24 protein-coding genes are annotated in these 22,016 nt (G+C 67.0%); 11 read left to right on the top strand and 13 right to left on the bottom strand.

Annotated features, from left to right (window positions below; genetic code table 11):
* Positions 1-9: 9 nt before the first annotated feature.
* A complete protein-coding gene (locus tag UA75_RS29595) occupies positions 10-1,185 on the top strand; it encodes an acyl-CoA dehydrogenase family protein (RefSeq protein ID WP_075743026.1) in 1,176 nt (391 codons plus the stop codon).
* A 164-nt stretch (positions 1,186-1,349) separates the two neighbouring features.
* Here the strand turns inward: UA75_RS29595 and UA75_RS29600 are convergent, their stop codons facing one another.
* Positions 1,350-1,844 (bottom strand): Lrp/AsnC family transcriptional regulator, encoded by a 495-nt coding sequence (locus UA75_RS29600; protein ID WP_157434502.1) that lies wholly within the window; start codon positions 1,842-1,844, stop codon positions 1,350-1,352.
* Between the two features lie 147 nt (positions 1,845-1,991).
* On the opposite strand from UA75_RS29600, the gene UA75_RS29605 reads away from it, so the two are divergent.
* On the top strand, positions 1,992-2,819 hold the full coding sequence (locus UA75_RS29605) for a tryptophan 2,3-dioxygenase (RefSeq protein WP_075743027.1): 828 nt from the start codon (positions 1,992-1,994) through the stop codon (positions 2,817-2,819).
* The gene (locus UA75_RS29610) at positions 2,812-4,089 is read left to right on the top strand and encodes a kynureninase (RefSeq protein ID WP_083683784.1); all 1,278 of its coding nucleotides are present in this window, start codon (positions 2,812-2,814) and stop codon (positions 4,087-4,089) included. Before UA75_RS29605 ends, UA75_RS29610 begins: the two co-directional genes overlap by 8 nt.
* Positions 4,090-4,252: 163 nt before the next feature.
* On the opposite strand, the gene UA75_RS29615 is transcribed toward UA75_RS29610, so the two are convergent.
* The 4 genes from UA75_RS29615 to UA75_RS29630 form a co-directional block, all read right to left on the bottom strand.
* Positions 4,253-5,455: a hypothetical protein gene (locus UA75_RS29615; protein WP_075743028.1), complete on the bottom strand. Its 1,203-nt coding sequence runs from the start codon at positions 5,453-5,455 to the stop codon at positions 4,253-4,255.
* A gap of 329 nt (positions 5,456-5,784) precedes the next feature.
* Entirely contained in the window at positions 5,785-6,171 is a 387-nt protein-coding gene (locus UA75_RS29620; protein ID WP_075743029.1) for a VOC family protein, read from the bottom strand.
* Positions 6,172-6,326: 155 nt separating this feature from the next.
* Positions 6,327-7,517 carry a hypothetical protein gene (locus tag UA75_RS29625; RefSeq protein WP_075744361.1) on the bottom strand — a complete coding sequence of 397 codons (1,191 nt, stop codon included), beginning with the start codon at positions 7,515-7,517 and terminating at the stop codon, positions 6,327-6,329.
* A 109-nt stretch (positions 7,518-7,626) separates the two neighbouring features.
* Positions 7,627-8,556, bottom strand: coding sequence for an NAD-dependent epimerase/dehydratase family protein (locus tag UA75_RS29630; protein WP_198042875.1), 930 nt, complete (start codon positions 8,554-8,556; stop codon positions 7,627-7,629).
* Between the two features lie 94 nt (positions 8,557-8,650).
* Here UA75_RS29630 and UA75_RS29635 point away from each other — a divergent pair, with 94 nt between their 5' ends.
* Positions 8,651-9,157, top strand: coding sequence for a MarR family winged helix-turn-helix transcriptional regulator (locus tag UA75_RS29635; RefSeq protein WP_075743031.1), 507 nt, complete (start codon positions 8,651-8,653; stop codon positions 9,155-9,157).
* Positions 9,158-9,164: 7 nt separating this feature from the next.
* Here UA75_RS29635 and UA75_RS29640 read toward each other — a convergent pair whose 3' ends face one another.
* The 3 genes from UA75_RS29640 to UA75_RS29650 all read right to left on the bottom strand — a co-directional run bounded on the left by UA75_RS29640 (position 9,165) and on the right by UA75_RS29650 (position 11,301).
* Complete coding sequence (locus UA75_RS29640) at positions 9,165-10,109, bottom strand: alpha/beta fold hydrolase (protein WP_075743032.1); 945 nt, start codon at positions 10,107-10,109, stop codon at positions 9,165-9,167.
* Positions 10,110-10,125: 16 nt separating this feature from the next.
* On the bottom strand, positions 10,126-10,608 hold the full coding sequence (locus tag UA75_RS29645) for a hypothetical protein (protein ID WP_075743033.1): 483 nt from the start codon (positions 10,606-10,608) through the stop codon (positions 10,126-10,128).
* A gap of 135 nt (positions 10,609-10,743) precedes the next feature.
* Positions 10,744-11,301 carry a 2'-5' RNA ligase family protein gene (locus tag UA75_RS29650; RefSeq protein ID WP_075744362.1) on the bottom strand — a complete coding sequence of 186 codons (558 nt, stop codon included), beginning with the start codon at positions 11,299-11,301 and terminating at the stop codon, positions 10,744-10,746.
* A 224-nt stretch (positions 11,302-11,525) separates the two neighbouring features.
* Here UA75_RS29650 and UA75_RS29655 point away from each other — a divergent pair, with 224 nt between their 5' ends.
* The gene (locus UA75_RS29655) at positions 11,526-12,125 is read left to right on the top strand and encodes a DUF998 domain-containing protein (protein WP_075743034.1); all 600 of its coding nucleotides are present in this window, start codon (positions 11,526-11,528) and stop codon (positions 12,123-12,125) included.
* A gap of 521 nt (positions 12,126-12,646) precedes the next feature.
* Here the strand turns inward: UA75_RS29655 and UA75_RS29660 are convergent.
* From UA75_RS29660 to UA75_RS33575, 3 genes are all read right to left on the bottom strand, one after another.
* On the bottom strand, positions 12,647-13,561 hold the full coding sequence (locus UA75_RS29660; protein WP_075743035.1) for a hypothetical protein: 915 nt from the start codon (positions 13,559-13,561) through the stop codon (positions 12,647-12,649).
* The gene (locus UA75_RS33570; RefSeq protein ID WP_157434503.1) at positions 13,558-14,229 is read right to left on the bottom strand and encodes a hypothetical protein; all 672 of its coding nucleotides are present in this window, start codon (positions 14,227-14,229) and stop codon (positions 13,558-13,560) included. Before UA75_RS33570 ends, UA75_RS29660 begins: the two co-directional genes overlap by 4 nt.
* 69 nt (positions 14,230-14,298) lie before the next feature.
* Entirely contained in the window at positions 14,299-15,108 is an 810-nt protein-coding gene (locus tag UA75_RS33575) for a hypothetical protein (RefSeq protein WP_157434504.1), read from the bottom strand.
* Between the two features lie 403 nt (positions 15,109-15,511).
* Here UA75_RS33575 and UA75_RS29665 point away from each other — a divergent pair, with 403 nt between their 5' ends.
* A complete protein-coding gene (locus UA75_RS29665) occupies positions 15,512-16,087 on the top strand; it encodes an NUDIX hydrolase (RefSeq protein ID WP_232237539.1) in 576 nt (191 codons plus the stop codon).
* Here UA75_RS29665 and UA75_RS29670 read toward each other — a convergent pair.
* Positions 16,055-17,137: a tetratricopeptide repeat protein gene (locus UA75_RS29670; protein WP_232237540.1), complete on the bottom strand. Its 1,083-nt coding sequence runs from the start codon at positions 17,135-17,137 to the stop codon at positions 16,055-16,057. The genes UA75_RS29665 and UA75_RS29670 overlap by 33 nt on opposite strands.
* 238 nt (positions 17,138-17,375) lie before the next feature.
* Positions 17,376-17,771, bottom strand: a complete 396-nt coding sequence (locus UA75_RS29675; protein ID WP_075743038.1) for a helix-turn-helix domain-containing protein — start codon at positions 17,769-17,771, stop codon at positions 17,376-17,378.
* Positions 17,772-17,906: 135 nt separating this feature from the next.
* On the opposite strand from UA75_RS29675, the gene UA75_RS29680 reads away from it, so the two are divergent.
* From UA75_RS29680 to UA75_RS29700, 5 genes are all read left to right on the top strand, one after another.
* A complete protein-coding gene (locus tag UA75_RS29680; RefSeq protein ID WP_318533277.1) occupies positions 17,907-18,221 on the top strand; it encodes a helix-turn-helix domain-containing protein in 315 nt (104 codons plus the stop codon).
* Complete coding sequence (locus UA75_RS29685; RefSeq protein ID WP_318533278.1) at positions 18,218-18,589, top strand: WhiB family transcriptional regulator; 372 nt, start codon at positions 18,218-18,220, stop codon at positions 18,587-18,589. Before UA75_RS29680 ends, UA75_RS29685 begins: the two co-directional genes overlap by 4 nt.
* Positions 18,579-18,908: a hypothetical protein gene (locus tag UA75_RS29690; RefSeq protein ID WP_075743040.1), complete on the top strand. Its 330-nt coding sequence runs from the start codon at positions 18,579-18,581 to the stop codon at positions 18,906-18,908. The genes UA75_RS29685 and UA75_RS29690 overlap by 11 nt, the downstream gene beginning before the upstream one ends.
* Positions 18,905-19,783: a hypothetical protein gene (locus UA75_RS29695; RefSeq protein WP_075743041.1), complete on the top strand. Its 879-nt coding sequence runs from the start codon at positions 18,905-18,907 to the stop codon at positions 19,781-19,783. The genes UA75_RS29690 and UA75_RS29695 overlap by 4 nt, the downstream gene beginning before the upstream one ends.
* Positions 19,784-19,890: 107 nt before the next feature.
* Positions 19,891-22,002, top strand: coding sequence for an FtsK/SpoIIIE domain-containing protein (locus UA75_RS29700; RefSeq protein WP_404800007.1), 2,112 nt, complete (start codon positions 19,891-19,893; stop codon positions 22,000-22,002).
* Positions 22,003-22,016 lie beyond the last annotated feature (14 nt).

Below are 22,016 nucleotides of genomic sequence, written 5' to 3' on the forward strand. Positions count from 1 at the left end.
GGAGTGCAGATGAGCAGGTCCACCACCCCAGATCCCCGCGATTTCCTCGACGTCGACGGTCAACTCACCGACGAGGAGCGCGACGTCCGTGACCTGGTCCGCCGTTTCGCCGCCGATCGATTGACCCCGAACGTGGCGCAGTGGTACGAGGACGGCAGCCTGCCTGCAGGCCTCGCCAAGGAGCTGGGCGCGCTGGGTCTGCTGGGGATGCACCTGACCGGCTACGGCTGTGCGGGGTCGAGCGCCACCGCCTACGGCCTGGCCTGTCGTGAGCTGGAGGCCGTGGACTCCGGGCTGCGCAGCTTCGTCTCGGTGCAGGGTTCACTCGCGATGTTCGCGATCCACCGCTGGGGCTCCGAGGAGCAGAAGCAGGCGTGGCTGCCCCGGATGGCCGCAGGGGAGGCGATCGGCTGTTTCGGCCTGACCGAGGCCGATGCAGGCTCAGACCCCGGATCGATGCGAACCAGGGCCCGCCGGGACGGCACCGACTGGGTGCTCGACGGAAGCAAGATGTGGATCACCAACGGAACGTTGGCGGACGTGGCGGTGGTCTGGGCGCAGACCGAGGAGGGCATCCGAGGCTTCGTGGTCCCGACCGACACGCCGGGATTCACCGCCAACGAGGTGCACGGCAAGCTCTCGCTGCGGGCCTCGGTGACGGCCGAGCTGGTCCTCACCGGGGTACGGCTGCCTGCCGATGCGGTCTTTCCCGAGGTCGTCGGGCTGCGTGGGCCGCTGAGCTGTCTGAACGAGGCCCGATACGGGATCGTCTGGGGCGCGGCGGGGGCGGCGCGGGCGTGCTACCAGGCGGCCCTGGAGTACAGCCTGTCGCGCGAGCAGTTCGGCAAGCCGATCGCGGCCTTCCAGCTCACCCAGCGCAAGCTGGCGGACATGCTGGTCGCGGCGGACCGAGCCGCCCTGGTGGCGCTGCACCTCGGCCGACTCAAGGACTCCGGGAATCTGCACCACACACAGGTCAGCTTCGGCAAGCTGGCCAACGTCTCCGAGGCGCTGACCGTGGCGCGCACCGCCCGCAGTGTGCTCGGGGCGAACGGCATCACCGTCGAGTACTCGGTGATGCGGCACGCGGCGAACCTGGAGACGGTGCTGACCTATGAGGGGACCGAGGAGATGCATGCGCTGTCGCTGGGCGCGGCGGTGACGGGGATTCCCGCCTTCCGCTGAGCCCGCACGAGGGTGACAGGCACGGGCCCGGCTGGCAGGCAGAGACCGGGGCTTGCCAGCCGGGCCGGTCGTCCGAGTCTTCGTGCATCCTGCTGCCGCCGGGCCATGCCCGGGCTCACCGCGTGCGCCGCGTCGCGCCGATCAGGCGATGCCTCGGCGACCGATCAGGACCGCTGCCCGGCACCCGGCGCGTCCGGCGGGAGGCTCCCCCAGCCCGGCGGGCGGCGGACGCCACGCAGCGGAATCGGCCAGGACAGGATCATGGCGCTCGCGGTCTCCCCGTACTGCCACAGTCGCTCCAGGAGCCGTTCCAGCCCGGCGATGTCCGGAGTGGCGACATGCACGAGCGAGCAGATGTCGCCGGTGAGCCGCAGCACGCCCAACACCTCAGGCCAGTCCGTGATCTGCTCCGGCCGCAGCGTGATGCACCGCGGCCCGTAACACTTCATCCGCACCAGGGCCTCGACCCCGAGCCCGACCCCGGCCAGGTCCACCTCGGCCCGATAGCCGGTGATGACCGCCGACTCCTCCATCCTGCGCACCCGCGCGGCGACGGTCGGTGCTGAGGCGCCGACCTGTCGAGCCAGCGCGTTGAAGGACATCCGGGCGTCGGCCTGCAGGTGGTCGAGCAGCGCCCAGTCCAGGTCATCCAGCTCCATCTCATGACTGTAAAGCCGGCAGATCACTTCGCTTACGAACGACCGCTCGATCGAATGGTTCGGCAGGCATCGCCCATTCCTGACGGGGCGAAGACGGGGAAGGATCGGGCGAAGGATCTGAGTCGTACCGCACGAAGGGGGTTCACCATGGAGACAACCGCCTGCCCGCTTGCCGGACCCCGGCTCGGCTTCGAGGCGACGACGCCCTATGACGACTACGTTCGAGCGGACGCGTTGACCAGGCTCGCGCTGCCCAGGACCGATGATCCGGCGGAGATGGCGTTCCTGGTGACCAGTCAGGTCATGGAGCTCTGGTTCGCCCTGCTCGTCCATGAATGGCGGACCGCAGTCGTCCTGCTCGGCCGCGACGACCTCTCGGGAGCGCTGAGCGCGCTGCGGCGCAGTCTGCCCGAGCTGGCGGCGCTCAATGCGGCATGGCAGCCGATCGCCCGGCTGACCCCCGCCCAGTTCGAGTCCTACCGACCCGCGCTGGGCAGTGCCTCCGGCTTCCAGTCCGCCCGCTACCGCGAACTGGAGTTCCTCCTCGGCGAGAAGTCCGCCAACATGATCAAGCCGCACGAGGGCACGCCGAGGGCACATGCCGAACTCACCGAGGCGCTGCACGCGCCGAGCCTGTACGACGCGGCCCTGGAACTTCTGCACCGCCGAGGCTGCCCGCTGCCCGCCGAGGTGCGCGAGCGCGACCGCACTCGCACCCATCCGGCTGATCCGGCCGTCGAACAGGCCTGGGCCCGGGTGTATCGGGGTGCGGACCATCGACTGGTGGAACTCGGCGAGGTGCTGACCGACATCGCCGAGGGCTTCTGGCGGTGGCGGTCGGACCACCTGATGGCCACCCGCCGCGCGATGGGCACCAGGCCGGGCAGCGGCGGCTCGGCGGGCGTCGCCTGGCTGGAGCGGCGAGCGGGCAGACTGGTGTTCCCCGAACTGTGGACGGTGCGAGCAGATGTCTGAGCGCGGTGCAGCCGGTACGAACGACGGCGACCGGGACGGCTGGTCGGGATCGGCCGAGACAGCCGAACTGGCCGAACGTGCCCACTTACTGGACCGATCCGACCCGCTCGCGACGACCAGGGAACGGTTCTCGCTGCCGCCCGGGCTGATCTACCTGGACGGCAACTCGCTCGGGGCGCTGCCCACGGCGGTCCCGGAACGCGTCGCGGAGACGATCCGGCGGGACTGGGGACAGGGCCTCATCGCCTCGTGGTGGGACGCAGGCTGGTGGGAGGCGCCGCAACGGGTCGGCGAGCTGATCGCGCCGTTGCTGGGAGCCGCACCCGGCCAGGTCGTCGTGGGCGACTCGACCAGCGTGAACGTGTTCCGCGCCGTGGTCGCGGGTTGGCGGCTGGCGCAGCAGGACGACCCAGGACGCACCGAGATCGTCGTCGACGACACCACCTTCCCAACCGACGGCTACCTCGCCGCATCCGCAGGCAGGCTTCTCGGTGCGCGGGTGCGACGAGCACACCCGACGGATGTGAACGCCTTCGACGAGCACACGGCGGTCGCGCTGATCAATCATGTCGACTACCGCACCGGTCGCCGCTGGGATCTGCCCGCCGTCACCTCGCGGGCGCAGCGGGCGGGGGCACGCATCGTGTGGGACCTGTCGCACAGCGCGGGAGCCATGCCCGTCGACCTGGACCGCCACGGCGTCGATCTCGCCGTGGGATGCGGCTACAAGTTCCTCAACGGCGGTCCGGGGGCACCGTCCTACCTCTACGTGCGATCCGAGCTGCAGGATCGGCTCGATCAGCCGCTGCCCGGCTGGTCCTCGCATGCGGAGCCCTTCGCGATGGAGGCGGACCATCGGCCTGCCCCTGGAATCGTCCGAGCGCGGGGCGGCACTCCGGAGATCCTGTCGCTGCTGGCGCTGGAGGCCGCCCTGGAGGTCTGGCAGGGCGTCGAGATCGAACAGGTGCGGGCCAAGAGCCTGGCACTGACGGGGTTCTTCATGGAGTGCGTGGACGCGTTGACGGAACCGGGACGGTTCCGGGTGCTGACGCCCCGAGGCGACGATCGAGGCAGCCAGGTCTCGTTGAGCGCCCCCGACGCCGCCGCGTTGCTGCCCCGCCTCGCCGACGCACTGGTCGTCGGCGACCACCGCCCGCCGGACGTGCTGCGCTTCGGCTTCGCACCGCTGTACGTCGGATTCACCGACGCACTGCGGGCCGCGAGGACACTGGCCCGAGTGGCGGGGCGCCGGGACGTGACCGCAGGCTGATCAGCCGGAGAACGGCGGCTCGACATCGGGGGCCTGTGGCGACACCGGCAGGCGGCGGGCCTGCTCGATCAGCGCGACCGACCGGGCGGCCGACGCACCGACGTCAAGGCAGGCGACCGAGTTCAGCGTGCGCCGACGGCGGCCGACCGTGCCACGGCCGAGTTCAGCCCGCCCGACGCGGAGTCGACTGGTTCCTCGGCTGCTGACGACGCGCGCTCCGCTTGCGTTGCTGGCGAGACCCCGTGGGACGGTCGGCGGTGCGCCCCGGTGTCGCTGCGGCCGGTGCCGCACGCTCGGTGTCCTTCGCCGAGTCGTCCGCCCGCGATCCGGCGCCGCGCCCGTCGGTCGCGGCGGCAGCGTCGACGACGTCTGCGGCGTCGGCATCGGCATCGGCTGCCGAGGCGATGCCGCCCGACTCGGCGCCTGCGGGGCCTGCCTCGGAATCACCCTCGCCGCGTTCTTCGGACCGGTCCGCGCGAGCCGGCGGCGGTTCTGCGGCCGCCTCGATACTGCGCATCGCCGCGTGCAATGCCGACTGGGCATCCCCGATACGGGTGAGCGCCCATTGTTGCTGATCGTGCAATTCACCACTGCGGGCTTCCAGATCGCGAATCCGGGCCGCCGAATATTCGTCGATCTCGCGCACTCGCTGCTCGCATTCGCGATTCACGCCTGCTTCGCGTTCGGCCAGACTGCGCGACGCCTCGGCGCGCCGCGCCGACATCGCCAACTCGAAATCCTTTTCCACCTGTTTGCGGCGTGCCTTGCCTGCCGCATCAATTCGCGTCACGCGTTCTGTCGCCTCGCGAACCAGTCGATCGGCTTCTTTCCTGCCCTCGTCGAGTCGCCGGGCGGTCTCCGTCTCCCTGGCGGCATAACGCTGCTCGTACTCGGCCGTCAATGCGGCGTCACGTGCCTCGAAGTCAGCGACGAGCTGTCGTCGAAGCTGCTCCTGCTCGGCGATCAGGCCCTCGTAGCGGGCCTTCTGCTCCGCGATCTCGGCATCGACCGAGGCTCGGACATTCCTGGCATACTCCGCAGCCTGGGCCTTGAGCGACTCAGCCTCGTCCTCGGCCAGCGCGAGCATGTGCTGGAGCCGCTCGCTGAGCCCGGTGGTGGTCACCGGCGCATGGGAGAGACGACCGAGCTGCGACCGGGTTCGTTCCAGCTCGCTCCGGGTCGCTTCCAGCACATTCTGCACCTCGGCGCATTGCGATAACGCAGCATCCCGGTCCGCGGCCACGGTGAGCAGGTCATTCTCCATCCCGCGGAGATATTCAGTGACCTGACCTCGGCTGTACCCGCGGTAGACGACGTCGAAAGACAAGCGGAGCGGGATCAGCTCGTTATCTTCATCACGCGCCATTGGGTAATACTAACACCGCGCGCATTCGCACAGTGACGACCTAGTGCAAACCGGCGAATACCATCCGTGACTGCCGTCGTTCGACGGAACAGCCGTCGCAGTCGAGGCTCGGCCGCCGGGTGCGCGGCTCGACCAGCACCGGGAACAGCCGTCGACCTCGGGCCGTTGATCGGCGGCGACAGGACGCGACCGAGATCAAGACACTCGGCCGATCGGGTGACAGTGAGCAGGAACACACGGCGTCACCGCCGGGGTGCTCACCAAGTGGACCACGCATTCCGGGCGGGACCGCCGGGCGCTGCTCGGGGGCGGAGACGGCGGGGCGTCCGTCAGTTCTGGTCCGCCGCCGTCGGGTCGCCGAGGAGCAGGACGTACCCGTCCGGGTCCGCTAGGCGGAACTCGCCTGCGGGCATGTGCTCCGGGTAGGTGATCGGAGCTGGATCGAGCCCGGCGTCGACGAGCCGGCGATGCAATTCGGCCGCCCCGGTGACGTACAGGTAGAAGAGCACGCCCTGTCGCCGGTGATCGACGCGCTCGTCGGCCTGCGCGAGCATGAGCCGTGCGGCACCGGTCCCGAGCAGCGCCCAGACGGTGCGGCCTGCCCGCTCGACCGACTCCGCCAGTGGGAGTCCCACAGTCTGATAGAAGTCGATCGAGCATCCGAGATCACGGACATGGGCGTAGCTGATGAATGCGGTCACGTCGGGCCCGGCCATGCGGCGAGGCTAGGCCGAGTCCCCGACGTTCGCGGGGGCCGCCGCCCGACGCCGGTCCAGCCCGTGAATCGCGTCGGCGCCGACCGCCTCGACCGCCGCTCGACGGTCTTGATCCGCACCGCTTCGCCGTGCCCGGTCGCCGGAGCGGCCCCGCTTCAGCCCAGCGTGATCGGCACGCTGAAGACCATCCGACTGCCCGGATACTCCGACTGGGTCCAGGCACGGCCCGCCGCCGCCTGGTAGGACAGATCCTCCGGTCCGATCGGCAGGCTCGACGAGGTCGCGGTGCCGCCCACCCTGGACCGGTAGAGGATTCCCCTGGTGGAACTGCCCCGGCTTCGATCCACCAGGTAGTCGCCGCCGTAGGACGCGACGCCCTGCAGATTGGTGTGCGGGCTCTGGTAGGCGGCGGTCGGTGCGACGACACCGGTCGAATCGGTGGCCAGGCCGTTACCCGCGACGGGCCAGCGAACGAGCCGGGCGCCGCCGATGCCGTCGTAGTACTCGCCGGTCACGATCGTCACCGGCGAGGTGCTGCGGTCGACGGCACCGTAGGAGAAGCACAGCGGAGCGGTCACCGAAGACACCGGCCTGCTGCACGAGCCGGTCTGGGTATAGCTGCCGACCTGGGGCAGCACGTAGCGATAGTCGTGCGCGTAGTACTGCCCGTCGACCAGGCCGATCCTCGACTTCGTCGTGTCGCCCGCCGTGCGCCAGAGCGTGCGCAGGTCGAACACCCGGATGCCTCGGTTGGTGTCCATCACATAGAGGTAGTCGCCTGCCCACGCCACGCCGCCTGCGTGGATGTTCACCGCGCGGAAGTTCGTGGTGCTCGTCGGCTCGACCAGCAGCACGTGCCGGTAGCGGACGTCGCTCGGGTCGTCGTAGTCGACGAAGGAGATCCGCACTCCGCGATCACCGGTGGCGTCGTACCAGCTCGCGAGCATGACGCGCCTGCCTGCGTAGGTACCGCCCGCCGAGGCGTCCCAGGAGCCGGTCAGTCCCTGCGGGTACCAGTCGGGGGTGTTGTCGTCACCTGTCGCCCAGCAGAAGCCGGTCGCGCCGGACACCCCGGTGCTGTGGCACAGCGATCGACCCGCTCGATTCGCGTCGGCGAGCACGTCGGCGACGTCCGCACCCGCCAGCCTGCCGTTCAGCGAGGCGATGCGCGGCGCATACGTCTCGAAGCTGCCGTTCTCGGCCAGCGAATAGGGCTCGGCGCTGATCTCGGTCAGTCGGGTCGGCACCTGCGCTGCGGCCGCCTGCGCCGGTGCGACCAGTGCCCCGCCGAGCAGAACCCCGGCCAGCGACAGCGAGCCGATCAGCCTCGTGATTCTTCTACGCATCCCCATGGCACGTCCTCCAGCACAGCTGGTCAATGACGACGACATCGGGAGTCAAGCGCAACCGATCGACATCGGATAGGGCCGTTTGACGTAGTACGAAGATTGTTGGTTACCGATTGGCGGCCGGCTGACCCGCACTCGGCCGCGTGGACTCCGTGCGAATCCAGTCCAGCACCGAGGAATGCCGAGGCCGCCATCCCAGGACGGTTCGCGCGAGATCGGAGCGGACCCGGCTGTTCGAGGCGAGGGCGTGTCGCGCCACCTCCTCGCCCCATTCGGCTGCGGCACTGTCCTCGTCCCAGCTCTCGGGCTCGCCGAGACCGAGCGACTCGGCGATGGCGGCGGTCAGCGCGGCGAAGGAGACCTCACCGTTCTCCACATAGAAGAAGGAGCCCGCGGGCGCCGAGCCCAGGGCGGCGAGGTAGAGGGCGACGAGGTCGTCGATGTGCACCGTCGACCAGACGTTGGCGCCCGCACCGACATGCCGGGCGATGCCGCTCTCCCGCGCCTGCCTGATCAGCTCGGGCACCTGGAGGCTGTCCGGACGGAGGCCGCGACCGGTGCCGTAGATCAGCGAGTTGCACAGCACCACGGAGCGCACCCCCCGCTCCGCCGCCGACACCACCGCACGATCGAGCTCGACCCGCGCGACCTTGTCCGGCACCGGCTGATACTCCGTGGCCTCGGTGAACACCCGGTCGGATGCCTCGCCGCCCGCCTGATCGCTGACCACGCTCGTGCCACTGGTGTGCAGCAGCGGCCGATCCGAACCCGCCAGCCCCTCGACGAGCGCGTCCACCGCCTGCCGGTGGTCACTGCTCGCAGCGTTCACCACGGCATCGGCCCGAGCCGCCTGGGCGCGGAGGAGGTCGAGATCGTCCAGCTTGCCGTGCACGGGCACGACGCCCAGCGCACGGAGAGCCTCGTCCTTGGCCGGGTCACGTGTCAGGCCGGTCACCTGATGACCGGCGGCGAGCAGACCTACCGCGATCGAGCCGCCGATGTAGCCGGTCACCCCGGTCACGAACACGTCAGCCACGAAGACCCCCATTTAGTTGCACAAGCCGTTAGTTGCGTACGCCTTGTATTCCTACACCTGGGTATCGTGCATCGCAAGTGATGGAGGAGGACTCGTGTCGAGTCACGATGACGACGTCGAGGGGCGCGGACAGGGCTGGCGGACCCTGGCCGCCCTGCACGCCCGCCTGGAGGACCGGCTGGAACGCTCCCTCCAGGCAGAACACCAGCTCAGCGTCACCGAGTACACCGTGCTAGACGTCCTCAACCGCCAGGACGAACATCACCTGCGAATGAACCAGCTCGCCGACACCGTGGTGCTGAGCCAGAGCGCGACCACCCGCCTGGTGAGCAGGCTGGAGGACCAGGGCCTGCTGTCTCGATACATCTGCGCCACCGACCGACGCGGCATCTACACCGAGGTCACCGAAGCAGGCCGCGCACGGTTGGCCAGGGCCAGGACCGTGCACGACCGGACGCTGGCGGCGGCGTTGACCGAGGCCGAGCAACGGCCGGAGCTGGCCGTGCTGGTCGCCGCATTGCGCGAGACCCTCTGGGCCCCCAGCCGCGGGCCCGCGTCGGCCGATCGGCAGGCGCCCTCGGGCGGCAACGCCGAGGTGTGACCTCGCGTCAGTGCGCCTCGCTCAGGCGGACGCCCTGCTCGCCGACGAAGCCGACGATCAGCTCGGCGACCAGCTCAGGACGCTCCATGACCAGCCCGTGACTGGCGTCGGCCTCCACCACCCGCAGCGCCGGATTCGCGGCGAGCAGCGGCGCGACGTCTCGGCGCAGGCCCGCCCGATGGGCTGCGGCCAGCCCGTCGAAGTCCGGCGGCAGCCCCGGCAGGTTACGGGTGGCGAGCACGAGCAGGAAAGGACTCACGACCTCGGCGAAGACGGGCAGCGAGTCCAGCATCTGGGGCGAGGTCCGGAGACCGGCAGCCAACTCGGCGCTGGGACGGGTCACGAATCCGTCGCCGTCGGCGGCAAGTGAACGTCGGAACTGCGCGACGATCAATTCCGGGGGCAGGCCCGTCGCCGCCGCGTGGTCGGCCTGCTGCTGGGCGAGTGCGTCGGCCTGCTCGACCGTGAGGTGGCTGCCCATGCCCGCAAGCTGAGCATCGAAGATCGCGGTGAGCGCGGCCAGTGCGGTGCGCAGTTCGTCCGGTGCGATGTCGGCATAGTGCTCCGGGTGGGTCGCCTGAGACCGATGTCCGTCCAGGCTGATCGCCACGCGGTCGGGATGCCGACGTGCCCACCGTCCCGCGAGCATCCCGCCGAGGGAGTGACCGACGACGGCAGGCTGGTCCAGCTCGAGCGTCGTGATCACCGCGTCGAGATCGTCGAGCGCGGCGTCCCAGTCCCACGGGGCATCGCCCGATGCCCCGTGTCCGCGCAGGTCGACGGCGACGACGCGGTGGCGGGCGAGCAGTTGCGCAGCGACCAGCTCCCAGGCGAGCAGGTTGCCGCCCAACCCGTGGACCAACAGAAGCGGCGAACCGTCCCCGCCGTGGTCCCGAACGGCGATCGGCACTCCGGCCGCATCGACGGTCAGGTCTCGTGGCGTGTCAGGCATGGGAGTCTCCTTGTCCTCAGTCGGCAGAGGGGGCGTGCAGCCGGGTGAGCCGGTCGCGGATCGAATCGGCGACGACGCCGCCCGCCGAGTGCCCGGCCAGCTTTCCGCGCCGGACGAGATCGTGGACTCCCTGGCGAGTGATGCCGAGCATGGCTCCCGCCAAGGCGAACGACACGCTCTCCTCGGTCGGATGTCCCGCCCGCCGAGCGGTGATCCGCCCCAACGGCGTCTGCCACCAGTCCGCAGGCGGATCGAACACCGTGTCGCCCGGATACAGCGCGGCGATCAGCCGAGCCGACACCTCGCGAGCCAGTCGATCATCCGGCCCCAGCAGCTGGGCCGCCCACACCTCGGCGTCGATGCGCAGCCGATCTCGCAGCGCCGAGTGGGCGGGCTCGACCGGCAGCAGGATCTCCACCGAGTCGAGCACCCGGCTCGCGACCAGTCGTCGGAGATCCTCGGCCAGCGCAACATGCTCGGCGGTCGAATACGCGGTCATTCACGCCCCCTTACTTCACGATGAACGTAAAGCACTTGACACACTTCGTCAAGCAAAATGTGCGGCGGCATCGCATCGCGGCGCAGACGGATCGACGACCCCGGCCACGCGTTCGGCCTCGGCTGGACCGGACTTCTACAGCGCGACCAGTGGGAACACCGCGAGAGAACGCCAGGAGTCGGGCTCGTAGGCGCCCGCCATCAGCCGCACCTCGTCGACGTGTGCCGTGATAGGCAGTTCGGTCGCGATCTCCTCGGCGACCCGCTGCAGCGTCGGCAGGTCCGCAAGCTGGGCGTCCCCCACGGTGAGATGCGGGACCGGGTCATGGACCCCCGCATAGGGACGATGCAGGGGGAACCGTTCCCAGACCGCGTTCGTGAGCGCCCGAAACCGATGGTCGGGATCGGGACGCAGCCAGACGAGGTGCTCACCGAACCAGGCGACCTCGGAGAACGTGCAGTCGAAGGCCGGAACCTCGCGAAGGACCTCGGCCACGGCCTCGACGACGGCGTCATCGATCTCCGCAGGCGGCAGGAACGGATAGAGCACGGTGACGTGGGCCGGAACGCCTCCGACGGCGGATCGGTCCATGATCCGTCGATGGCGGCCGACCACCGGCTCGGCCGAAGGAACCGGAACGATCAGCGCGCTCCTGGTCAGCACGGGCAGCGGCTCATCGGGGATTTCGGTCATGCCGATGATGATCTCAAGCCCGGCCGGGCCGGGCACATCGCCCGCGTGCCGAATCGGGGCCGTCATCGGTCGTCGGCTTGGACGCCGACCGCATCGCGGGACTCGCACGTTCGGGGGAGGCGTCGACGCACCGGCCCGGCCGGACTCCGCTTCCTGACTGCCGTCGACCGACAAACCGGACAACCACAGATCCACTCGAACGGATGAGGCATTACTGTTCCGCCATGGCCGTGCTCCTGCTCTGTGGTGTCATCGGCAGTTCGCTGTTCGTCGTCACCTTCCTGATTGACGGCTTGACCAGGCCGGGTTACCACCCCGTCCGTCATCCGGTCAGTGCGTTGGCGCTCGGCTCGAGGGGATGGGTGCAGGCCGCGAACTTCATCGTGTGCGGCCTTCTCCTCGCCGCCGCCGCCGTCGGCATCCTGCTGGCGACCGACAACCCGTTGCTCGCGGCGGCGGCCGGGGTGTTCGGGCTGTCGCTGGTCGCCTCCGGCGTCTTCCCGATGGATCCGATGCGCGGCTATCCGCCGGGAACCCCGGACGACACGCCGTCGACCACGAGCAGGACTCACCAATGGCATGACTGGGCAGGCGCCGCGGTGTTCGTCTCGCTGCCGATCACCGCGCTCATCGCGACGCTGCAGTCTGACGAGCTGCTCCTGACCGTCTACTCCGGAGCCACCACTGCGGCGCTCGTCGCGCTGTCCGCCTCGTTCGGGCAGGCATGGGAGAACGACGCCCCTCGGACCGGCCTCATTCAGCGGGTCATGATCATCGTCGGCTGGGCCTGGTTCGCGGTGTTCTGTGCCACGCTCCTGCCCTGATCCCGCTGCGCACCGAGCTGCGTTCGGTGCGCGAGTGTCGACGCGGACCGTCGGCACGATCCCGCGAAGGGGACGGCGATGCCCCGGGTGAACTCGGTCAGCGAGTCCGAGACCGCGCGAGAAACAGGGGGCATGACCCAAGACGTGTACCTCGGACGTGGTCTCACAGACCGACGAACGGCCGAGATCCTCGAAGCGGCGTTGCCTGCCGCGTTTCCGACCAGTAAACGTCCACCAGGCCCCGAGGAGTCCACCGGGGACGCGGCGTCAGATGGCGTCTGACCTGCTATGGATGGTGGGCCGCCCGGGGCTCGAACCCGGAACCTACTGATTAAAAGTCCAAAGTTCACCCAGTCGGAGTACGGCTACCTGGGGCTATGGGTGGCTAAAGGTTGGCGGGGGAGGCCCTGGGGGCCGGGTTGGACGGTAGTTATTGGCCAAGAAGTTGGACAGCAAACTCCTCCGATGCGCCTCCCGCCCAACATCATCTTCACGCTAGAACGCTGCGCCTACGGCAAACTTCAATCGTTTCCGTACTCAGGCTCGATCATATCCCCTACATCTTCAACCACAACAAACTCCATCGATATACCTGCGACCGCGAGAAGGTCGGAGCCATCGAGTACAAGTTTGCACGTCGAGCAACTAAATAGATCTGACAGGACAGTAGTATTTGCCCAAACATCCCATTCATCGTCATTGACCTGCGCATACTGCACGTCGGACGACTCGACGATGTCCCCTTCGACCTCGCCCTCTTCACCACAAGCAGGGCATTTCTCGATCGCAGAGTATGAAAGACTTACTCCGTGGTCGAATGTTTTGTTCCATTCAGAAAATAGTTTAGCTGGTAAAACACCATCACGATACTGCTTCAATCGCTGCGCGGCGCGCGCGATCAACATCTCCACGCGGTGTTCAATGTTTCTCTTGTTCCGGGCTAGATAATCTTCTACTATTGCGACCCGATCCGGGCCAACCAACTCATCGATATCCCTGTCTTGCGCGTTTATAAGTATTGCAGCTTGAGCCCAGTACCTGGGCCACCAAGCCTCTTCGGGAATCGTACTGAAAACTGCCGCTCCCCCGTGTAGATAATCATTCCGCGCTCTCGATATTCCCTTTGCTTCAGCTACATCGAAAGGCCTAAATGCCTTCGCGCACCGCGTGAACAGCGTTGAGGCCGTCACCGAATTAAATCCACCCTTGCCTTGTGTCAGCCCTGCCGCCACGAGTAGATTAGACCCTTCTTCGTTCGGCGCCGCAACTAGCAGAGGCGACACTCGCGCAAGTGCTGCCTTGGCTAACAGTTCAAGCGCGAGTGATGCCCATAACGCTCTCTCATCGAAGGTTCTAAACTCTTCGACGTCCATAGCATGGTTCAGGAAAAGCCGAGACTTCTGCCACAATGCACCGGAGTCGTAAGCCTCATTCACCGTGAAATCTCCGCCTGGTATGCAATACGAGTTATTATACGATCGCTGCTGTTATTTGCATCCGCGCGAGCATGCAGCGCTGTTCGATTACTAATGAGAAGAAACTGTTGTGGTTTCGTCCATTCGTGAATGTACGCGTCTTTTGCAACCTCTTCGAAGTAACGCACAACCTTCCGAGCGCGTTCGTCACACGGAATCATGCAGCCAGGGTCATAGCGGTACCTGACGCCCGCAGCGCCCGCAGAGGCCAAGAATTTTTCGGCGCCGCCCCCCACAACAAACATACCACCCTGAAGATACTCCGGCGCAGGAATTACTGGATACTTTGAATTTGTCTTCTTATTTAAAGGACTCCATAAGAGAGTCGCGACATCATTCGGATCCTCAGCATGCAAGACTACGAAATCCGGCGGGTCGAGAAAATGCGCACCATCGGTATGAAGAGGCTGAGCATTCAGGCCATGAATGGCGCTTAAAGATCTTGGGCTGGCCTCATCTGACGTCTTCGGGCGTAGCTCTACAACCGGTTCCTCACCCTTACGAGTCGGAACTGGCGTCCAACCGAGTTTGCTCGCCTCAAGCCGAAGGATCGGCAATGGCATGACTCCTGTAGCCCAGCCCTCACGGCGCGCGAACTCGGCCAAATTAGCAAGCCTGACCTCGCTCAACCTAAGCCCCTCTCCATGCTCGTCCTGTTCAATATTCCCAACTGGAATTCCTCACACCCGAGACTTACGTTAAGCACCGAACATGGACACAGGCACCATGCTCTCGTCAAAGAGAGACCAGGGGCTTCCGATTTGTAAGCGTGGGTCAGTTTCGCGGTCGGAGTTAGAATACTGACTGATCGAACCTTCATTCGTGGTTAAGAAGTTTTCAGGTTTACTGTAGTTTAACGCGCTCATTGCAGCATCCGCAATTCCGATGCCAACCAGCTCGAAGCTGTCTACTGTTGCAAAAGTGAAAGAAATATTCCCAGGGTCCGACGAGAGGAGATGTACGACCACTTGGCGAGTGAGAGAACTGCACTCCCTCCAAATAGTCATAGGACAGTACCGACGCGAGGCACGGTGAATCGTCAGCTTCCAGAAGAAACCGCTTCTTCCGGTAAGACACTCTTTGTCCTCGTGTAATTTTACCCAAGGGCGCCGCGTGTAGCTTAGACGTACGTAAGCATCGTATTTTCGCTCCAGATGCGCTAGAATCCCCTTCCATTCAGGCAGCGTGTCCTTACTGAAAGCCTCCACAACCGGATCTTTTCGATTTACCTTAGAAATGTCGAGATTTCGGTTATACGCTGCAACTGCCCTGACGGCTCCAACTTCGAGATCCCGGAGGACCTGCTCCATTCGCCGGATATCATCTTTGTGTGGACGTCGCAAGTGCCCTATACGATTACGCATCGCGAGAAGCTCTGACCTGCGTCCTGTCCATGCGCCTCGATCCATGATGACCGGCTCAAATACTTCCCAATTTTCTTCGAGAAGATCGAGAAGCTTACTTGCATCTAGATAACAGAGAGGGTCATTCCAGTCCGGTGAAGCCATGTACTCGACACTACTGTCCTTACCTCGAAGATAACCGGCTCGCCCGAATTCACCCTCGGTTAATGGTTGTGCCCAATCAATCCCAGACCTAGACCGGAGTTCCACATAAGTGATCGACCTAAGCCATCGCTCGAACTGCCACCACCTAGCGTACATAGCAAGCGCTTCAGCAGACAGATCACCAATCCTCAGCGTCGACTCAAAAACGTCCTTTATATGGGGTGAAAAGTGCCCCCAAACGCTTTCTTCTTCTCGATCGTCCACACTCACATGCTAGCGCATACCTGACTCGTAAGACTAGAAATTAGCCATCGACAACACTGCCTTCGAAAAGTTCATACGTAATGCCACTCCATCATGTCGTCCTCCACCGGTCGTGTACCTGGTTAAGTAGAGTATGCAGGTGGACAAGTTTTCGGACGCGAAGCTCAGCTGGAAGACCCACGGTGAGCGCACCGTCTACGACAACCGGTGGGTGAAGCTCAAGCTGGTGGACGTGGAGCCGCCGGACGGCCGCCGGTTCGAACACCACGTGGTGAAGCTGGACCACGTGGTGATCGCGCTCGTGATCAACGAGCGTGAGGAGGTGTTGACGCTGTGGCGGTATCGGTTCGCGATCGATCAGTGGGGCTATGAGCTGATCGGTGGTCTCGTCGAGGAGGGAGAGGAGTTGGCCACGACGGCGGCTCGGGAGGTGGAGGAGGAGACGGGGTATCGGCCGGTGGGGGAGCCGGAGCACTTGATCTCGTTTCAGCCGCTGCCGGGGATGGTGGATTCACCGGTGGACGTCTTCGTGATCCGGGACGTCGAGAAGGTGGGCGAGCCGACCGACGCCGAGGAGGCCGCGCGGCTGGAGTGGATACCGATCACGCGGATGGTGGAGCTGGTCGGGCGGGGTGAGGTGTTGGGGGCTGGGGCGATCGTGCCGCTCATGTACTACCTCGCGTCACGCAACTCCGGTGCTGCCGGTTCCCGGTAGCTCTAGCGCGGCCAGTCGTTGGCGTTGGCGGTCGGAGCCGATCTGTGCGGCGAGGCGCTTCGCCTGCCGGGCGTAGTTCAAGGCTGCCTCGCGGTCGCCTGCGGCGGCGTGAGCATAGGCGAGATCGACGTACATCCCGGTCTGGCCGCGCACGGCCGCTCGGGGTGACGCGGTCAGCTCGCGCACGGCGTCTTCCAGGTGCTCGATCGCCTCGCGGTTGCCGAGTCGTAGGAGTGCGCTGCCGCGCCAGCGGGCGAGGTTTCCGGCGTCCAGCAGTAGGAAGGGCAACGAGGGGTCGGCAGGGTCGTCGGGGAGCGTCGCGGCGGCCTGGTCGAAGGCACGAAGGGCATCGTCGTGGCGTCCGACGGATGCCAGTCCCTCGCCGTGGGCGGCGGCGAGCCACGCGGCCAGCAGCGGCGGAACCCGGTTGCCTGCGACGTCGCGGGCGAACTCCAGTAGCTCGACGGCGGCGGCTGTCTCGCCGAGGTCGATGAGGATCACGGCCTGTTGCGCTGCGGCGTGTGCCAGCAGGTGCGGTGCCTCGGCCTCGCGGGCGGAGACCTTCGCATCTTCGTGGTAGCGCCATGCCTGCAAGGCCGAGCCCCGGTCCAGGGCTGTCCAGCCCGCGAGGGTGCGCGCGTCGGTGATGAGGGCGGACAGCCGTCGTCGATGCGTGGTGCTCACGGTGAAGTCGCGAAGGTTCTCGATCTGCGCGATGTGGTTGTTGAGCTGATCGAGTACCGCGACGGCGCCGAATTTCAGATCCGAGCTGCGTAGGTCGTTGATCTGGCGTTGGAACAGATCGAGGGTGCCCGTGTCGAGATTCCGGGCGATCAGCAGTCGATCCCGTAGTTCCTCGGTTCCCTCGTTCACCGGCATCGGCGGGAACCCGAGTTCCTCGTTAGTCCGGCCGTAGACCTCGCGGAACAGGCGTTGGTAGTCGGGGCTGCTGACCTCGTCGCGCCCGTTCTCCCACCGGGAGAGCATCACTTTCAATGCGTTCTCCGACGCTACGGGGATGTTCAGGCGGAGGGCGCGGCCGAGCATCATGCGGATGACATTGTCCTGTGTGCGACCTTGCTCGCGACGCACGGCAGCGAGCCGTGTCGCTGGTGGCTTCCCGCGCTGTCCTGCCATCGATTCCTCGGCGCTCCCAACCCCGCTGAGCTGCGAAGTTAACTCGACTTAACTCCCACCGGTTAACCGCCGACAATTACGAATCACCCTGTCCGAGCGGTCTTCTAGTGCCATGCGAAACGCACCGAAGACCGGACAGCTTGAGAATTCGCTAGCTCTTTCTCGGCGGCTTCTCACCTCCCGACCTCTCTACCTCGTTGAGTCGGCTGGTCAGCGTCCCTACCTGCGCACGAAGCCCGCGAAGCTCCCGAATGATCGTGTTCAACAGCGGAATCATCGGATCTTCGACCGGGTTCGCAGCGGGATTCGAACTCGGCGGAGTCTGGCCCTGCAATACGGCTGTCAAGTGCTGCGGGTGCCAGCCGAGCGCGAGCGAGAGCGCTTCGAGGGTGCGCGGATTGCGGCGCCGCTGAATTCGGGCCTGCTGAATCTCGCGCACGATCGCCAGCGAGACGCCGGAAGCGTCCGCGATCTCCTTCTGTCGCATGGACAGCTCACGCGCCCGAGCGTTGACCGCCTCGGCGACTGCCGTCCAGTCCTCGTTCACGTTCGCCTCCGTGCTCCGCCTCAGCGCTGACGTTAGCGGCCAAGCGGAACAGCACACGCGGAGAAAGTGCGAATCAGCGGTAATTCGCAGTGAATCAAAGCTGATCTCAGCGTTTATGGGCGAGGTGAACGAGCAATGACCAGACCTATCAATCTCGCGATGAGTGCGGACACGAGTACTCAGCGCAAGGAAATCGAGCGTCCGACCTTCTACACCGTGCCGGAAGCCGCTCGGCTTCTGCGCGTCGATTCGGCCACCCTCTACCGCGCCATCCGGCAGGACGCCTTTCCGGCGGTGCGAGTACGGACCCGCTACGTGATTCCGGCCCGTGCGGTGGCCGAGTTGGCGGAGCGGGCGGCCGAGTCGGGCTCGGTGGTGGACGTCGCGGAGTTCGCCGCACAGCGGCGGATGGCGCGGGACTTCGAGCGTGCCGGGGGTGGTGCGTGGTGACCGGGTTCGAGGGCAACGAAGAGCGCTTCGAGGTCATGGCGGCGGAGCTGGACCGGTACGCGGGCGTACCCGATGAGGTGTTGTGGCGGGTGGTCACCCGCGATGGCGTCTGCATGGCGATGGCGGCCGAGGGCGACGGTCCGGAGTGGATCGGAACGGCATCGACCGATCGGGAGTTGGCCGCGTCGATCTGCGCGGGATGCCCGGTGCAGCGGGCGTGTTTGGAAGCGGAGTTGCGCACGGCGGGCGCGTCCACGGTCGGTGTGTGGGGAGCGCTGACCGATGAGGACCGGCGCGCGCTCTTCCCCGTCTGGCTGGCCCGTCGGGAGAACGACGAACGGCGCGGGGGTGGGAACGATGGAACTTGATCTGACCGCGACGCATCTCCTCGCCGGTCTCGGCGTGGCTCTCACGCTCGGCCTGGTCTGGCGGGCGGGTGCCCGGCGGGCGCGGGCGGCGGCGGACAAGGCACGCGGCGGAAGTCGGCTGCTGTCTCTCATGGGCCGGGTGGTGGCGATGTCTGGTGTCATCGTCGGTGTTCAGTGGATCGTGATCACCTACCGGGCGAGTACTCCGGTCCTGCTCGTGGTGCTCGGCCTGCCCGCGTTGTTCGCCGCGTACACGGTGACACGGGCGCTGACCGTCACCACGTCGGACGTCCAGCGTCGCCGAGGTGATCGGCGATGACCGGGCGAGGATGGGAAAGGGTGGCCGCCGTCGGGCGGCCACCCGCCCCCGGCGGCGGGACGGACGGCGGCCGAGTCGAGCGGCTTGCCCGCGACGCGGAACAGGCGCGGGAGGTCCGGGCCTACCAGACCCATCCGGATGTCGTCGCCTTGCGCGTCGAGCGGGTCCGAGCCCAGGTGGACCGGCTGTGCTGGGCGGGGATCGTGCTCGGCTTGGCGTTCACGATGACCAACGTTCAGCACTTCGCGGCGGCAGGAACCGAGCCGTGGTCGTTGCCGTGGCTCGCGGCGTGGCTGCTCGATCCGATGGTCTCGCTGGTGTTGATCGCGATCCTGCGCGCCGAGCAGGTGACCGCCCGATACCGCGTCCGCACCGGGCCGTGGGTGCGGCGGGCGAAGTGGTTCACCCTCGCGGCCACCTACGTCATGAACACCTGGGAGTCGTTCGCGGCGGGATCGGTGTCCGGCGTGGTGCTGCACTCCGTGCCGCCGCTCGTGGTGTTCGTGGCCGCCGAGGCGGTCACCGATCTGCGGGACAAGCTCACCGAAGCGGTGAACGTGGCGGTCGGCGACGCTGCCCGCCACGCACCGGAACCGGCCGCCGTGAACCCGCGAACAGCTGAACGGACGGCCGTTCACGAACCTGACCAGCGGTCATCAGCGAGACGGCAGCGGCGCGACGGCGGCCGGACGTCGTTCGCGGACTACCTCGCCCGTGCTCGGCACGCCTGGTCGCCCGACGTCCAGATCAGTCCGGCCTGGGTCCGTGGGGCCACCGGCTGCTCGCGGGGCCTCTCCTCGCGACTGGCCGCCGCGCTGACGGCCGAACTCGCCGAGCACACCACCACCGACACACCGGGGGGTGACCCGTCATGAGCGCCGAGCAGGACGTCAGACCAATCCCGGAATCCGGGGAGGAGCCCGTGAACGGCGAGACGGCCGAGGCCGGTGCCTCGCTCGCGCACCGTTCACCAGCCGATCTGGTGAACGCCCCGGTGGACGACGAACCGACGGCCGACGCTCCGCCGAGTCGGTTCCGCTGGGCACGGCGCGTGTGGGCCTGGTGGACGCGCTCCCCACGAATCCCCGCGGTGCTGAAGGATCGAGCCCAGTTCGGCCAGGCGATCAAGGACGCGATAGTGCGGCTGCTGCGCTCGCCGCTGGTCTACCTGCGTGCCGTCGTGCGCGGCCTGGTCGCCGCTGTGCGGTGGTGGCGGTCATGGGTTCGGGTGCGGGACTACCGGGAGGCCGCCGAGCAGGCCGAGAAGCTGGCCGACAAGTTCCGTGAGATCCGCGAGCTGACCCTGTTCCGATGGAAGGTCACCGGCGTTGCCGCCGTCCTGGTGGCGGCGGCCGGTCTGGTGATCGGTCTAGTCTGGGGGCCGGGTGCCTTCTGGATCGCGGGCGGCCTCGTGTCGGTGGCACTCGCGGTGCTGGGCAGGCGCAAGGACGGCAGCCCAGGGCGAAGACCAACGTTGGCCGGTCCGCGCACGCTGACGTGGACGATGGACCCGCAAGTCCTGGTGGACGCCTTCCGCGACGCGAAGCTGATCGGCAAGGACGAGACCTTGCGACTCGTCGAACGAGCCGTCCGGCAGGGCGACGGATGGGCGGTCACCGTGGACCTGCCCGCGACCCGCAAGGCCGCCGACGTGATCAAGAACCGGGAGGCGTTGGCCTCCGCGCTGGCCGTCGACGAGATCCAACTAGTCGTCGAACGGGTGCGCGGCAGCGGCGGCCACGCCGGTCGGGTGGCGATGTGGGTCGCCGATGACGACCCCTACGCCGCACCACCGGTACGGACGCCGCTGTTGACCGTGTCGCGCTGGGATGCGTGGCGGCCGGTGCCCTTCGGCCGGGACGCGCGCGGGCGGCGGATCGATCTGCCGTTGGTGTGGACGTCGGTACTCATGGGTGCGATTCCTCGGCAGGGCAAGACCTTCGCCGCTCGGCTCGCGGCGGCCGGTCTCCTCCTCGATCCACACACCCGGCTGTACGTGGCCGATTTCAAGGCGGGCAAGGACTGGGAGGCCGCCGCGAAGGTCGCCCACCGTTTCATGTCCGGCGACGATGCCGACGACGTGGTGGCGCTGATCGACTGGCTTGCCGAGCTGGTCGCCGAGGTTCAGGGCCGCTATCGACGGATGCGGGACCTCGACGACGCGACGTGTCCGGAGTCGAAAGTGACTCCGGAGATGTCCCGCGATCCCTCGCTGAACATGTCGATCACGGCCGTGATCGTCGATGAAGTGCAGGTGCCGCTCGAACATCGGGAGCCGGTGGACGTGGCGGGCAGGACCCTCACTGCGGGCGAGTACGTGGGGGAGCTACTCACCTGGCTTGCCAAGAAAGGACCGGCGGCGGGCATCGTTCTCATCCTCGCCACCCAGCGGCCGGATACGAAGACGATCCCCTCCGGTCTGCGGGCCGTGTTGGGCTCTCGGTTCGCGCTGCGGGTGATGGACTGGCGGGACAGCAACATCGTCTTAGGCGAGCAGATGAACACGCGCGGGTACGACAGCAGCCGCCTGCTGTCCTCCCACAAGGGAGTCGGCATCCTGCGACCGGACGGTGAGACACAGGCCGGTGTGGACGCTCTTGCCGTGACCGTGCGGACCTACTACATGCCGAACGAGGACTGGCAGGCCGTCTGTCGGCACGGGCGGACGCTCCGCGAGGCAGCCGGAACACTGACCGGTCACGCGGCGGGACGCGACACCGGGCCGAGTGTCGATCGCTCCGCCGCCGCACGGGCGGTCGGCAGCCGGATGGCACGGGCCGAAGCCGAGCGGGTCCAGCAGGCGGAGACACCGGAACCGTTGGCGTCGGTGGCGGCCTACCTCGCGGACGATCTCGACACGAGACAACGGGAGTTCGTGCCGACCGCCGAACTCACGGCGGCACTGGGAGTCGAGCCGACCGCGTTCGGTACGCGGATGCGGGAACTGGGCTGCCGACCGACCCGCGAACGGGTGGCGACCGCCGAGGGGGTCCGGCAGGTACGCGGGTATCTCCTCGCGGACATCGCGGCGGCAGTCGAGGCGGCTCGCGACTCGGCGGTGTGGGATGCCGAGGTGATCGAGGATGAGTCGTGACCCGTCACAGCGCA

The organism is Actinoalloteichus sp. GBA129-24 (genome assembly GCF_001941645.1).
Taxonomy (GTDB): Bacteria; Actinomycetota; Actinomycetes; order Mycobacteriales; family Pseudonocardiaceae; genus Actinoalloteichus_A; species Actinoalloteichus_A fjordicus.